Source organism: Arthrobacter sp. ISL-48, assembly GCF_018613805.1.
Classification (GTDB): domain Bacteria; phylum Actinomycetota; class Actinomycetes; order Actinomycetales; family Micrococcaceae; genus Arthrobacter.
Map to the genome: position 1 here is coordinate 24,530 of NZ_JAGGPL010000008.1, position 13,838 is coordinate 38,367.

The 13,838-nt window shown below is 66.6% G+C and carries 8 protein-coding genes; 4 read left to right on the plus strand and 4 right to left on the minus strand.

The genetic code is table 11. From position 1 onward, the window contains the following. Positions 1-13: 13 nt before the first annotated feature. Both J7E83_RS10030 and J7E83_RS10035 read right to left on the minus strand, forming a co-directional pair. Positions 14-1,018 carry a M56 family metallopeptidase gene (locus J7E83_RS10030; RefSeq protein WP_214961640.1) on the minus strand — a complete coding sequence of 335 codons (1,005 nt, stop codon included), beginning with the start codon at positions 1,016-1,018 and terminating at the stop codon, positions 14-16. 6 nt (positions 1,019-1,024) lie between these two features. After that, positions 1,025-1,411, minus strand: coding sequence for a BlaI/MecI/CopY family transcriptional regulator (locus J7E83_RS10035; protein WP_214961642.1), 387 nt, complete (start codon positions 1,409-1,411; stop codon positions 1,025-1,027). Positions 1,412-1,674: 263 nt separating this feature from the next. On the opposite strand from J7E83_RS10035, the gene J7E83_RS10040 reads away from it, so the two are divergent. The 3 genes from J7E83_RS10040 to cydD are packed head-to-tail and all read left to right on the plus strand — an operon-like array spanning position 1,675 to position 7,941. Beyond that, a complete protein-coding gene (locus J7E83_RS10040) occupies positions 1,675-3,276 on the plus strand; it encodes a cytochrome ubiquinol oxidase subunit I (RefSeq protein ID WP_214961644.1) in 1,602 nt (533 codons plus the stop codon). A gap of 21 nt (positions 3,277-3,297) precedes the next feature. Next, positions 3,298-4,347 carry a cytochrome d ubiquinol oxidase subunit II gene (cydB, locus tag J7E83_RS10045; RefSeq protein WP_214961646.1) on the plus strand — a complete coding sequence of 350 codons (1,050 nt, stop codon included), beginning with the start codon at positions 3,298-3,300 and terminating at the stop codon, positions 4,345-4,347. Positions 4,348-4,353: 6 nt separating this feature from the next. After that, positions 4,354-7,941, plus strand: coding sequence for a thiol reductant ABC exporter subunit CydD (cydD, locus tag J7E83_RS10050; protein WP_214961648.1), 3,588 nt, complete (start codon positions 4,354-4,356; stop codon positions 7,939-7,941). A 47-nt stretch (positions 7,942-7,988) separates the two neighbouring features. Here the strand turns inward: cydD and J7E83_RS10055 are convergent, their stop codons facing one another. Next, positions 7,989-8,507, minus strand: a complete 519-nt coding sequence (locus tag J7E83_RS10055) for a DinB family protein (protein WP_214961651.1) — start codon at positions 8,505-8,507, stop codon at positions 7,989-7,991. Between the two features lie 9 nt (positions 8,508-8,516). Continuing rightward, entirely contained in the window at positions 8,517-11,039 is a 2,523-nt protein-coding gene (locus tag J7E83_RS10060) for a DNA topoisomerase (ATP-hydrolyzing) subunit A (RefSeq protein ID WP_214961653.1), read from the minus strand. 77 nt (positions 11,040-11,116) lie between these two features. Between J7E83_RS10060 and J7E83_RS10065 the strand changes: the two genes are divergently transcribed. Continuing rightward, a complete protein-coding gene (locus J7E83_RS10065; RefSeq protein ID WP_214961654.1) occupies positions 11,117-13,813 on the plus strand; it encodes a bifunctional GNAT family N-acetyltransferase/acetate--CoA ligase family protein in 2,697 nt (898 codons plus the stop codon). Positions 13,814-13,838: the final 25 nt, after the last annotated feature.

The following is a 13,838-nucleotide window of genomic DNA, read 5'->3' on the forward strand; positions in this document are numbered from 1 at the left end:
GCCGGCCATGCCGTCAGCCCAGCAGGCCGGGCACGATCAGCAGGGCCGTAGGAAGGGCCAGGAGCAGGACACAGCAGGCCAGCACCGCCCCCCGGGCGGAAGCGCTCAGCTGGGGCACGGGGGAGAGCAGGCGGCTGACCCGGGAGGCTGTGGTGCGCGCAGAATCGGCGCCGGTGACTCCGGCCGCCGCCTCCAGTCCCCCGAGCGGAACGCTGGCCGGGCCGCCTGATAGGGCTCCAGCGGCAACGGGGGCCGCCACGCCTCCCGCCGAGCCGCTGGCTACAATCGCGATGGCCTTGATGAGGCTGGCCTTGCTCTCGGTCTTAAGGGCAACATCATCGGCCAGCATCTCGATGAGCGAGTTCACCGATTCCTGGGCGAGCCGCGTGGTAGGAAGCCAGGGGAGTGCCTGCCGCCAGGCGGCGAAGGCCCACAGCAACAGGTGATGCCGTTGGCTGAGATGGGCATTCTCGTGAATCAGGACGGCCCGGAGTTCGGCAGGCTCAAGGGCCGCCATGAGGCCATCCGACAGGACGGTGACCGAGCGGGCCCCGCCCGGAAGACAGTAGGCAACCGGTGAGTCGTGGCTGATGACCACTGTTCCGGCCCCTTCGGCGGAGGGCGAGGCCAGCAGCGCCAGGAGTTCACGGTGCCGGCGCCGTTGGCGCTCGATCCTGTAGTACGTGAGCAGCAGGGTGAACACGAGGTGCGCGGTCAGCAGTGCCGCGGCTGAGAGGGCAAAGAGGTGCCAAAAGCCCAGTGCGGTGGTGGGCGCGTCAAGCAACACCATGCCGGCCAGGGCGCGCAGGCCCGCGATCAGGTTGTCCCCGATAGGTTCCAGCCCGTACACCAGCATGGCGCCGATCATGGACAGCCCGCCGGCAAGGGCTATGGCCTGCCACAGGAGCATTGCCGTGAAGGGGGATCGGGCCGGCCACTGGGCGCGTGAGAGGAAGACAGGCACCGGCCACGCCAGCGCTATCGCAAGGACCGCCAGCAGATATGAGGCCCAGAACATGGTCCGCTAGATGTGGCCAAGCAGTTTGCGCAGCGTTTCAGCTTCACTTTCCGTCACGGACCCGATGAAACGGGCGAGTACTGCCTCACGGTCGGGGGCTGATCCCAGCACCTCATGCATGAGTTCCGCGGTGTGGTCTTCCCTGCTGGAGACGGCCTGGTAGCGGTGCGGCCTGGTGCCGCGTTCCCGCTCCACGAGGCCCTTCTTCTCAAGGCGCGAGAGGACGGTAAGCACAGTGGTAACGGCCAGTTCCTTGCCTTCGTGGCCCGCGGTTCCCCCCTGCGCTTCGGTGCTCAGCGCCAGCTGGTCGCGGAGCGTGTTCGCGGTGGCCGCTGCCTGGCCCGCCCAGAGCAGATCCATCACTGCCCGTTCAAGTTCACCGAGACTAGCCATTCCATACTTCCTTAGATTCCCCGCACCGGCAGGCCTGGAAGGCCGCGGTGACCACAAAACGAACGCTACAACTACAGAAACAATTTACCCCGTTTCCGCCGCAGGTTCTACGTCAGGTAGAACAATCGGCGCGCCGCGGCCTTGTGGGGACCCCTTTTGAGTGGAACTGTTGGTTTACAGTGCTCGCACCTTGTTCTACACTCGGTAGAAGTCAGAGTTCTACGGTTCGTAGAAAAGTTGCACCGCCAACAGTAGGGACTGCCTTGGACGCCTTGGAAATCGCACGCTGGCAATTCGGCATCACCACCGTCTACCACTTCATGATGGTCCCGCTCACCATCGGACTTGGCTTGGTGGTGGCGGTCATCCAGACGGTCTGGCACCGGACGGGCAAGCCGGAGTATCTCAGGATGACCAAGTTCTGGGGCAAACTGTTCCTCATCAACTTCATCATGGGCGTGGCCACCGGCATCGTCCAGGAGTTCCAGTTCGGCATGGCCTGGAGCGAGTACAGCCGGTTTGTCGGCGACGTTTTCGGGGCACCCCTGGCACTTGAAGCACTGCTTGCCTTCTTCATTGAGTCGACATTCCTTGGCCTGTGGATCTTCGGCTGGAAGCAACTCAAGCCCGCCGTGCACCTGGCCTGCCTGTGGATCGCAGTGGTGGGATCCCTGTTCTCTGCCTACTTCATCATCGTGGCCAACAGCTGGATGCAGCATCCTGTGGGGGTGGAAATGGTTAACGGCCGCCCGGTGATGACCGACGCCTGGGCCGTCTTCACCAACAACACCGCCCTGGTCGCCGTTCCGCATACGTTGTTCGGGGCGCTGGCAGTGGCCGGCGGTTTCCTCCTGGGCATCGCGTGGTACCACCTGTGGCGTCGGCGGCGCGACGGCGTCGACACCGTTGGCGCGGACGGCAAGGTCATCGCCGGGGAGGCCGACATTCCGGGCCGTGACCGGACGGATCATAAAGTCTGGATCCGTTCCCTCCGGATCGGCGCCGTCGTTGCCATGATCTCCTTCGCAGGCACCGCCATGACCGGCGACATGCAGGGGAAGCTGATGTTCCAGCAACAGCCTATGAAAATGGCCGCAGCGGAGGCCGCGTGCCACGACGGCACCGGCTTCTCGGTGCTGAGCATCGGCAACGTAGGCTCGCGGAACTGTGATGACGTCGTCGCGGTGATCGAGGTTCCGGGGATCCTGTCATTCCTGGCCAAAGGCGATTTCAGCACCGAGGTGAAAGGCGTGAACAGCCTCCAGGCCCAGTACAAGGCGGACTACGGAACGAACCTGCCCGACAACCCGATCTATGGCGACCGTGCAGGCCAGGAGATCCAATACGTGCCGGTCATGGAAGTCACCTACTGGGGATTCCGCATGATGATCGGCTTCGGCGGACTTGCAGCCCTTGCCGCCCTGATCGCCCTGTGGCTGACGCGGAAGGGAACTGTTCCGGAATCGCGCTGGCTGATGCGCCTCGCCGTCTTCGGCATCCTGGCCCCGTTCGGCGCCAATGCTGCCGGCTGGATCTTCACGGAAATGGGGCGCCAGCCATTTGTCGTGGCACCCAATCCGGATATGAACGGCATCGACCAGGTGTTCATGTTCACGGCAGCCGCCGTCTCGCCGGGAGTGTCCGCCGGTGAAATCCTGACCTCGCTGCTTGTGCTGACATCTGTCTACGCGGTTCTCCTGGTGGTGGAGGTCAAGCTCCTGGTCAGATACATCCGCGGAGGTGTTGTCTCGGCGATGCCGGAACTGGCCCACCTACCCGTCGACGAAAACGAGGACGCGACCCCTAACCTGGACGAACCGGGCACCGGAAAACAAGCAGACGACGTCCTGGCGTTCGCCTACTAAGAAGAGCAGAGGATACTCAGAATGGAACTGCTGCCCACTATCTGGTTCATCGTCATAGCGGTGCTGTGGACCGGATACCTCTTCCTGGAAGGCTTTGACCTCGGTGTCGGAATGCTGATGAAGCTCTTCGCCCGGGACAATACGGAGCGAAGAGTGCTGCTCAACACCATAGGACCCGTCTGGGATGGCAACGAAGTGTGGCTTATCACCGCCGGCGCTGCAACCTTTGCCGCCTTCCCGCTCTGGTACGCGTCGCTGTTTTCCTCCCTGTACCTCCCGCTCCTGATGGTCCTCGTGGCCCTGATCTTCCGTGCGGTGGCCTTCGAGTACCGCGGCAAGGTGGATAGCGAGAGCTGGCGCGCCCGCTGGGACTGGGCCATCGCACTGGGCTCCTTCTTCACGGCATTCGGAGTCGGCGCTGCCCTGGCCCTCACCACCACCGGGCTGCCGCTGAACTCCAACGGCGACCGCGAAGGCGGTCCGTTCGCCTGGTTCAGCGGCTATGCCGTGCTCGGCGGACTGGCCGTGGCAGGTTTCTCGCTGCTGCACGCCCTGGCGTTCCTGGCTCTGAAGACCGACGGCGACGTGCGCCACCGTGCCCGCCGCTGGTTCGTGCGGCTGCTTCCGGTGCTGCTGCTCCCCATCGCTGCCTGGGCCCTTGCCATCCAGTTCCTGGACGGCAAACCATGGACCTGGGCAGCGGTCCTCCTCGCCGTCGCGGCAGCCGCGGCTGCCTGGGTGTTTGCCCGCAAGGGCTCTGAAGGCAGGGCCTTTGTGGCGCTCGGTGCATTCCTGGTGCTCGGCAGCGCCGCCATATTCGGCGCGGTGTTCCCGGTGGTGCTGCCCTCTACCCTCAGCCCCGAGTTTGACCTGACCATTTCAAATGCCTCATCCTCGGACTACACCCTCGGGCTGATGAGCATCGTTGCCGCCGTCGGACTTCCCCTGGTGATCGCCTACCAGGCGTGGACGTATTGGGTGTTCCGCCGTCGCGTCAGCGCCGCCCACATCCCGGAGGCGCACAGTTTCCTCCCGGCCGTTGCCGCCAAGGCCTTGACCCTGAAGGGCTGAGCGGGCGTGGGCCCACACTTCCCGGCCGGACCTGCCGACCGCTCAGCCGTCTATTGGCTAGGCCTCCTGGCGGCGCTGAAGGCCTTATCGCTTGTCCTGATGGGCCAGGCCGTCGCGTCCATGCTGGCAGGACTGGCGACGGCGGATCCCGCCTGGCAGGATCAGCTTCCCTGGGGACTGGCCGGCGTATTCCTGAGGTCCGCCACCGTCTGGGCCCAGGGGATCGCGGCCCGCCACGCAGCCCTGGGGATCAAGGAGGAACTACGGTCCGGCCTGCTGGACCACGCCCTCCGGAACGGTGTCCGCAGCGCCGGTCCTGCGGATGGCGGGCTCGCAGTACTGGCCACCCGTGGCCTGGACGCCCTGGACAGCTACTACACCCAGTTCCTCCCCGCGCTGGTGAACTGCGCCGCCATTCCGCTGCTGCTCGGAGCCCGCATCCTGTTCGCGGACTGGCTCAGCGCCGTGGTCATCGTCCTCACGGTTCCCCTGGTGCCCCTGTTCATGGTGCTGATCGGCCGCTACACCGAGGAGAACGTCCGGGAGGCGCAGGCCACCCTGGCAAGGCTGTCCGCCCACATGCTGGAGCTTGCCAAGGGACTGCCTGTCCTCGTCGGCCTCGGCCGTGCGACGGCGCAGAGAAGGGCCCTGGAGGAGATCTCCGAGGAGTACAGGTCCAAGACCATGGGCACGCTGAGGACGGCGTTCCTGTCTGCGCTGGCACTTGAGCTTATCGCCACGATCTCCGTGGCGGTGGTGGCTGTGTTCATCGGTGTCCGACTGGTGCACGGTGACATGGCGCTGGAGGCCGGGCTCCTGGCCCTGATCCTCGCTCCGGACTGCTACCTTCCCCTCCGCGAACTGGGTACCGCGCACCATGCGAGTGATGACGGGCGCGCGGCGCTCGCCGAGGCCAGGGCGGTTACCGACGCACCGGAGCCGCGGGCGCTGCCCGCTGCGGCCGGGACGTCCGCCAGTGCGGCGGTGTACGACGGCGGTGGCCGCCTTTCCGCCCCGACTCCAGCCGGAGTGACTGTTACGGATCTCACGGTCACCTACCCCGGGCGGTCTGCCCCCGCCGTCGGGCCGCTGGGCTTCACCGCCCCCTGCGGCCAAATCACAGCCCTCGATGGTCCCAGCGGGGCCGGCAAGAGCACCATCCTGGGGGTGCTGGCCGGAACAGTGGGGGACGGCGCCGGAACCTCGGTCACCGGCAGGATCTCCGGCCTCAACCGCGGCACCACCGCCTGGGTGCCGCAGCATCCCGTCATGGTTGCGGACACGGTATTGGATGAGGTCCTGCTGTATCTGGCTGCGGGGACACAGTCTGGGGGAACCGAGCCTGCGGGGACACAGTCTGGGGGAACCGACGCTGGCGCCACCAGAACCAGAGAGGAAGCAGGTGCGGGTGCTGAAGCGGTTGCACTGCTTTGCCTGGCTGAAGCTGCTGCCGGCCATCTCGCGGGAAAGCACCCGGCCGAACTGAGTCCCGGCGAGCTTCGCCGCGTGGCGCTGGCGCGTGGCCTTGCACGCATCAGGGCCGGGGCAACGGTGCTCCTGCTCGACGAACCCACGGCCCACCTGGACGCAGCATCCGCGGCGCATGTGCAGCAGGCAATCCTGGCTCTCCGCGGACGCGTCACGGTCGTCCTGGTGGCCCATGACGCCCAGACCCGCGCGTTGGCCGACCACCTGGTCCCTGTCTCTACCCGGGGTGCTACGGCGCCCTCCCCGTTGCCTGCCGTTCCACAACGTACCAGCCCGGGTACCCTGCCCCCGGCGGCAGGGCGCCCAAGCACCGTGGACGCGGCGACGAAAGGTCCGGTGGTGGAGGGGGAGCGGCGGCACGTCCCGACTTTGCGGCTCCTGGCCGGGCTGCTGGCACCAGTGGCCGGGAGGTTCTTTGGCGCCGCCGTCGTGGGGACCCTGGCGGCCGTTTTCGCCGTCGCGCTGTCCGGGCTGTCCGGCTGGCTCATCATCAGGGCCAGCGAGCAGCCCCCCATCCTCTACCTGCTCACTGCCATCGTCGGAGTGCGCTTCTTCGGGATCGGACGCGCGGTCCTCCGTTACTGGGAACGGCTCCTGTTGCACGATGCCGTGTTCGCCGCCCTCACGAGGCTGCGCGGCCGGCTCTGGGAAGCACTGAGCCGGAGGGCACTGTCGCTCCGGCGGCTCCTGCAGGGTGGCAACGTCCTGGGCACGGTGATAGACGACGTCGACACCGTCCGGGACCTGCTCCCGCGCGTGGTCCTGCCGCCGCTGACAGCCCTGGCCGTATCTATGGCGGCCCTTGTCGCCACGGAATACCTGGTTCCAGCGGCTTTTCCGGCCGTTGCGGCAGCTGCGGCGGTGAGCCTGCTCGTGGCCCCGGCCGCCGCTCTGTGGGGTGACAGGATGTCCGCCACCGCGGAACAGAACCTGCGCTCCGCCGTCCTCCGCCGCACGGCGGCGGCCCTCGACGCCCGGGCTGAGCTGCACGCGAACGGGGTCGCCGGCGCGGTCCTTGCCGGGCTCCGCGAGCAGGACCGTGCAGCCACCGGGGCAACCCAACGTTCGGCATGGGCAGAAGGCCTTGGCCAGGCCATCACCACCGCAGCCTGCGGAGCAGCTGCCATGGCCAGCGCGGCGCTGGCTGCGCCGATGGTGCTTGGCGGGGCCCTCCCGCCCGCCACCGCCGCTGTCATCGTCCTGCTCCAGTTGGCGCTCGTTGAACCCTATGCAGCCATGACGACGGCGGTGCGCCAGTTTCCGGCTCTCCGCAACGTTTTGCGCCGGATCGGGGAATCAGGAGTGCTGGCAGACGGAAGATCTGGCAGGAACGGTTCGGCTGATCCTCCGGGCGACGGGCTGGAAAATGTTCCACCCCGGGCCGGTGATGCCGCCGGCGTTGAACTGACGAACGTTGAGGCGGCCTGGCCAGGCGGGGCAGCTGTGTTCTCTGGCCTCTCAGCCACCGCCGTCCCAGGCCGCTGGCTGGCCGTCACGGGCCCGTCGGGTGCCGGAAAATCCACGCTGCTGTCTGTCCTGCTTGGCTTCCTGCCCGCATCCAAAGGCGGTGTCAGGGTCACGGGCACCGCTGCCTGGTGCCCTCAGGAGGCCCACCTGTTTGATTCGACGCTCCGGGGCAACCTCCTCCTGGGACGCCCGGCGGCCGGCACCGCCATCACCATGCGTGGGAAGGCTGCGGCTGATTCAGGTGCGGTTGACGCCGCCAACTCCAATACAGGCGCGACAGACGCAGCGCTGGAAGCTGCCCTGGCCGCCGTCGGACTTAGCGGACTGGTTTCCCGGCTGCCGGCAGGGCTGGACACCCGGATCGGGCCGGGCGGATCTTTCCTCAGCGGCGGCGAACGCCAACGGCTGGCGGTCGCCCGGACCCTGATGACCGGTGCGGGGGTGATCCTGCTCGACGAGCCCACCGCCCATCTGGACGCCGAGGCAGGGCGCGCCATGCTGGCGGACCTCCGCGCCGGCTTGCAAGGCCGCACGGTTGTCCTGGTCACGCACGATCCGGCTGACATCCATCCCGCTGATGCTTTGCTCGAACTTCCGGGAGCCTCGCACCATCGGGAAGCCGCTCTGGCCGGGCGCTGAAGCTCAGCCGTCCAGTCTCAGCCGTCCACGGCTCAGCCGTCTACGGCTCAGCCGTCTACGTCGTGGAGGTGGTGGGCGACGTCGTGCAGGAAATACTGTGCCAGCGTCAGGACGGTGAATTCCGACCCGTTGCTCCGCAGTCCCTTCCTTCCCCACTCCGCCTCGCGGGTACCGGCAAACGACTCCGCGATCTGCATGCCTTCCGCGGTCAGCTCGGCGCTGACCACGGCCGCGTCAGCGTTGGCATAGTCCTTTTCGACGGCTGTCAGGTCCTGGTCCCAATTCTCAAACCGGGCGTCGTCACTGTCCAGCATGAGGTTTAGGCGCTGGTCGAAGAGGCTGAAGACGTCCCGGACGTGGCAGGCGTACTCCAGGGCCGACCATGTGTCCTCGTCCGGACGCTCGGCCACGTCAGGCCGCCGGAGGACGGCCCGCCACCGCGGCAGCATGTTCTGCACGGTCCTCGCAACCGTCGCAGGGGTTGCTGTGGAGGAGTCAAACGAACACTCGGGGCACGGCCGCGAAAGGACCCAGGTCCAGTCTTTTTCATCAGGAACGATAGGCATGGCAGCAGTCTAGGCCGGATCCGGCTGGGCCTGATCCGGCCACGCCATGGCAGGGCCGATCACATCCACGGGCTGGGACAACGGAATGCCGGAGCCGTCGCGCCGGCCGTGCTCCTGCGGCAGCGAGCGCGCAACCCCGGCGAGCGATGACGCTTTCGCCGGACCATGTCCTGCCCACGCCAGTAGCAGTGTGTCCTCGCCCTTGAGGAACCTGTGGGCGCGGACGCCTGCGGTGGCTCGGCCCTTGGCCGGGTATTCGGAGAACGCTGTCACCTTCGCTGTTCCCGGGTCTGTTCCCGGCAGCGCGCCATTGGTGCCTGCGATGGTGACCACCACAGCGGCGTCGTCCTCCGCTTTGAGGGCGCTGAAGAAGAGCACCTGGTCACCGGCGGACAGCTTGATCCCTGCCATGCCGCCGGCTGTCCTGCCCTGCGGCCGGACCTGGGCGGCACCGAACCTCAGCAACTGTGCCTGCCGGGTCAGGAACACCAGCTCCGCGTCCTCGGAACCGGCCGGGGCCACGCCCACCACCGAGTCCTTGTCCTTGAGTGCGATGACTTCCCAGTCCTCGCGGTTCAGCGGATAGTCGGGCTGCACCCGCTTGACCACTCCCTGGGCGGTCCCGATGGCCAGGACCTCGTCCAGCGGCGCAAATGCCACGAGCGATTCGCCTTTTAGCAGCGTGATGAAATCCTTGGCCTGGACGCCGCCGGCAAGGTTGGGCAGCCCGGACATCGGGGGCAGCATCGGCATGTCCATCACCTGCAGGCGCAGCATGCGCCCTTGGGACGTGACGCCGGCGATTTCCCCGCGCGCAGTGGTCCTGACAGCAGACAGGAACACGTCGTGCCTGGAGCGGGGACCGGATTCGGCAAGGGGCTCCTGGTTGGACGTGCGCGCGATCTGGCCGGACGCCGTCAGGATCGCCCAGCAGGGATCGTCGGCGATCTCCAAAGCAAGCGGCGCAGCCTTTCCCTTGCCGTTGGAAGCTGCGAGCGCAGCGGCCACTGTGGGGGAGACGGCTTCCGATTCGAGGAGTACGGTACGCCGGGGGGTGCCGTACTTTTCGGCAATCTCGCTGAGCTCACTGGACACGAGCTCCCGCAGCCGCTCCTCGGAACCAAGGATGGACTCCAGCTCCGCGATTTCGCGGCGCAGCTCATCCTGCTCCTTCTCCAGCTCGATCCGCGAGTACTTGGTCAGCTGGCGGAGGCGGAGTTCCAGGATGTAGTTCGCCTGGATTTCGGAGAGATCGTAGATGGACATCAGCCGGACCCGGGCGGCCGCGGCCTCATCGGAGGAGCGGATGATCTGGATGACCTCGTCAATGTCCACGATGGCAATGAGGAGGCCCTCCACGAGGTGCAGGCGGTCCTTCTTCTTGCCCAGCCGGAACGCCGTCCGGCGGCGCACCACGTCGATCCGGTGGCCCACGTACACGGAGAGCAGCTCCACCAGCCCCAGGGTCTGGGGCTGCCCGTCCACCAGTGTCACATTGTTGATGCCGAAGGAGTCTTCCATGGGCGAATAGCGGTAGAGCTGCTGGAGTACGGCGTTCGGGTTGAACCCGTTCTTGAGTTCGATGACCAGCCGCAGGCCGTGCTTGCGGTCCGTGAGGTCAACGATGTCGCTGATGCCCGTCAGCTTCTTGCCGTTGACGGCGTCCTTGATTTTCTCGATCACCTTTTCCGGCCCCACCATGTACGGCAGTTCCGTGACCACCAGGCCGGTGCGGCGGGCCGAGAGCTGCTCGATCTCCACCTTGGCGCGGGTCTTGAACGAGCCGCGACCGGTGGCGTAGGCATCGCGGATGCCGTCCAGCCCCACGATCCGTCCGCCTGTGGGCAGGTCGGGACCGGGAACAAACCGCATGAGGTCATCCAGCGTCGCGTCCGGATGGGCAATCAGGTGCCGTGCAGCTGAAATGACCTCCACCAGGTTGTGCGGGGCCATGTTGGTGGCCATGCCGACGGCGATGCCCGTGGCCCCGTTGACCAGCAGATTGGGGAAGGCTGCCGGGAGCACCTCCGGCTGGGTCAGCTGGTTGTCGTAGTTGGGGACAAAGTCCACCACGTCTTCGTCAAGGTGGTCCGTGAGCGTGAGCGCGGCCGCCGCGAGGCGTGCCTCCGTATACCGCGGGGCTGCCGGGCCGTCGTCGAGCGATCCGAAGTTGCCGTGGCCGTCGATCAGCGGCAGCCGCAGCGAAAAGTCCTGCGCCATGCGGACCAGGGCGTCGTAGATGGCCGTGTCTCCGTGAGGGTGGAGCTTGCCCATGACCTCGCCCACCACACGGGCGCTTTTGACATGGCCGCGGTCCGGGCGCAGGCCCATCTCGCTCATCATGTAGAGGATCCGTCGCTGGACCGGTTTGAGCCCGTCCCGGGCGTCGGGCAACGCCCTGGAATAGATCACGGAGTATGCGTACTCCAGGAAGGAGCCTTCCATTTCGGAAGTGACGTCGATATCCACGATGTTCTCGGTGTAATCCGGGCTGGAATCCACTGCGGGGGCTGGACTTTGGCGGCGGGCCATAGGGCTGGTAAATCCTTCTGGGGTACTGGTGTCAGCGCTGGGGGTGTGCTGCGGGTATTTTTGACTAGGCTAAGCCTATGGTGGATCAGCCCGGGGACAGCGTATCTGGGGACAGCGTATATCCGGAATATTGGGAGGCCGATGTCGTCCTGAGGGACGGCGGAACCGCCCACCTGAGGCCCATCCAGCCTGCGGATGCCGACGCCGTCCAAGCCTTCCATATAGGACAGTCGCAGAACTCAATCTACATGCGCTTCTTTGCGTTCAAAGCCAGGCTGTCCAGCAAGGAACTCAAGCGCTTCACCGAAGTGGATTACAAGGACCGGGTGGCTTTCGTGATCACCATCGGCGGCGAAATCATGGGCATCGGCCGCTACGACAGGCTCGATGACCCCACCGAGGCCGAGGTCGCCTTCAACATCGCCGACGCACATCAGGGCAGGGGCATCGGATCAATCCTCCTGGAACATCTTGCCGCAGCCGCCCACGAAAACGGCATCCGCCGGTTCAGCGCCGAGGTGCTGCCGGAAAACCGCAAGATGCTGATCGTGTTCTCCGACGCAGGCTACGATGTCAAACGCCATTTCGACGACGGCGTCGTCAGCCTGGAATTCGCCATCGACCCCACCGAGAAGTCCCGGGCCGTCATGGAATCGCGCGAGCACCGGGCCGAGGCGAGGAGCGTGCGTGACCTGCTGGCGCCGTCGTCCGTGGCTGTCATCGGTGCCAGCCGCAAATGGGGGACCGTGGGCCACCAGCTGCTGGAGCACATTATCGAAGGCGGCTTTCCCGGTCCCGTCTATGCCATCAATCCGGAGGCCCTGGAGCTCGCCGGGATGATGTCCTTTGCCCGGCTCTCCGAGGTCCCCGATCCGGTTCAGCTCGCGGTCGTTGCCGTCCCCTACGAGGAAGTCTCCGCCGTGGTGGACGACTGCGCCGCCGCGGGAGTGAAGGGCATGGTGATTGCCTCCGCCGGCTTCGCTGACGACGGCGAACGCGGGCTCGCGCGCCAGCGGGACCTGGTCCGGAAGGCGCGTGCCAACGGCATGCGGGTCATCGGTCCCGCGTCGCTCGGGATTGTCAACACCCATCCCGAGGTGTCACTGAACGCCTCAATGGCGCCCACGCTGCCGCGCCGCGGCGGCCTCGGTCTGTTCAGCCAGTCGGCGGCGATCGGAGTTTCCCTCTACGCCGCGTCGAGCCGCCGCAGGATGGGCCTGTCCACCTTCCTCTCGGCTGGCAACAGGGCCGATGTGTCTGGCAACGACATGATGCAGTTCTGGGAGGACGACGCCGATACCGCCGCCGTGGGGCTCTACCTGGAGTCCATCGGCAACCCGCGCAAGTTTTCGCGCCTCGCCCGGCGGCTGGCCCGCACGAAGCCGGTGATCGTGGCCAAGTCAGAGTCGATGGGGCTGCGGCTGCCGCCCGGCCACGTTGTCCGCACCACCCAGGCGCCTGCCGGCGCGCTGGACGCCATGATGCGCCAGTCCGGCGTGATTCGGGTGGAAACCATCGAACAGCTTGTGGACGTGGCCCAGATCGTGTCTGGCCAGCCCTTGCCTGCGGGCCCGGACCTGGCGGTCTTCAGCAATTCCCAGGCTCTGGGCAAAGTGGTGGCGGACAGCGCCTCCGCGCACGGCCTGGGTGTTGAGCGGATTGTCACCAGCGTGGATCTCGACGCCGGAATGTCACTCGCGCTGCCGGCGCTACGCCTCAGCCTCCAGTCCGCGCTGGCCTCAGACACCGTCCACGCCGTGGTGGCGGCACTGCTTCCGGCCAGGGGCCTCACCGTGGAGAATATCGCGGAAGTCCTGGCCGAGTGTTCGGTGGAGGCCGGGAAACCTGTGGTGGCCGCCTTCACCGGCATCCTGGACCCGTCAGTGTATGTGGAGGGTATGGTCGGCGACGTCCACTCCGTTCCCTGTTTCTCCAACGCCGGAGCAGCGGTTGCCGCGCTCGCGGCGGCAGTGAGGTATTCCGAGTGGCTGTCCAGGGACCAAGGGCATTTTGTGGAACCCTCCGGCTGCGACCCCGAAAGCGCGCGGGCCCAGCTTGACGTCCTGGTCCGCGACGTCCACGGGGAGCAACTCGGACAGCTGGATCCGGACGCTGCCGCTGCGCTGTTGAGGCACTACGGCATCGATGTGCTGCCCTGCGTGGGCTTCCAGACTGCGGAGCAGGCGGTTGAGGCCGCAGACAGGCTGGGCTGGCCGGTGGCCCTGAAAACGACTGACCCCTCCCTCCGCCACCGCCTTGACCTGGGAGGAGTGCGACTGGACATCGAGGACCCTGAGTCCCTCCGCCAGAACATCGTCCAGATGCGGCGGGCGCTGTCGCCCTACAGTTCGCCTTCCCTGGAGGTACAGTCCATGGCTCCCGTGGGACAGGCCTGCACCTTCCGTGCCATTGAGGACCCTCTTCTTGGGCCGGTGGTCTCATTCGGGCTGGCCGGGGACGCCGTCAACCTGCTGGACGACTGGGCGCACCGCGTGCCGCCGCTGTCCGCCGCCGACGTCAAGGACTTCATCCGCGCGCCCCGGGCGGCCGGCAAGCTCTTCGGCTACCAGGGCCTGCCTGCGGTGGACGTTGCCGCGCTGGAGGAGCTCGCCGCCAGGCTGGCATGGATGAAGGACAACCACCCGGAGATAGCGTTGGTGGAATTCAATCCCGTGCTGTGCGGAACCCAAGGCGTGGCCATCCTCGCGGCTGACGTCCGGATCGGGAACGCCGCCCAGCGCACCGACAGTGCCCGCCGGGCCATGCTGGGCTAGCCGCGGTTAGCAAGTCGCGGGCCGA

Coding starts and splice junctions, on each gene's coding strand:
- J7E83_RS10035 (WP_214961642.1), bottom strand. CDS start 1,411: ATGGCTAGTCTCGGTGAACTTGAACGGGCAGTGATGGATCTGCTCTGG.
- J7E83_RS10030 (WP_214961640.1), bottom strand. CDS start 1,018: ATGTTCTGGGCCTCATATCTGCTGGCGGTCCTTGCGATAGCGCTGGCG.
- J7E83_RS10055 (WP_214961651.1), bottom strand. CDS start 8,507: ATGCCTATCGTTCCTGATGAAAAAGACTGGACCTGGGTCCTTTCGCGG.
- J7E83_RS10060 (WP_214961653.1), bottom strand. CDS start 11,039: ATGGCCCGCCGCCAAAGTCCAGCCCCCGCAGTGGATTCCAGCCCGGAT.
- J7E83_RS10065 (WP_214961654.1), top strand. CDS start 11,117: ATGGTGGATCAGCCCGGGGACAGCGTATCTGGGGACAGCGTATATCCG.
- cydB (WP_214961646.1), top strand. CDS start 3,298: ATGGAACTGCTGCCCACTATCTGGTTCATCGTCATAGCGGTGCTGTGG.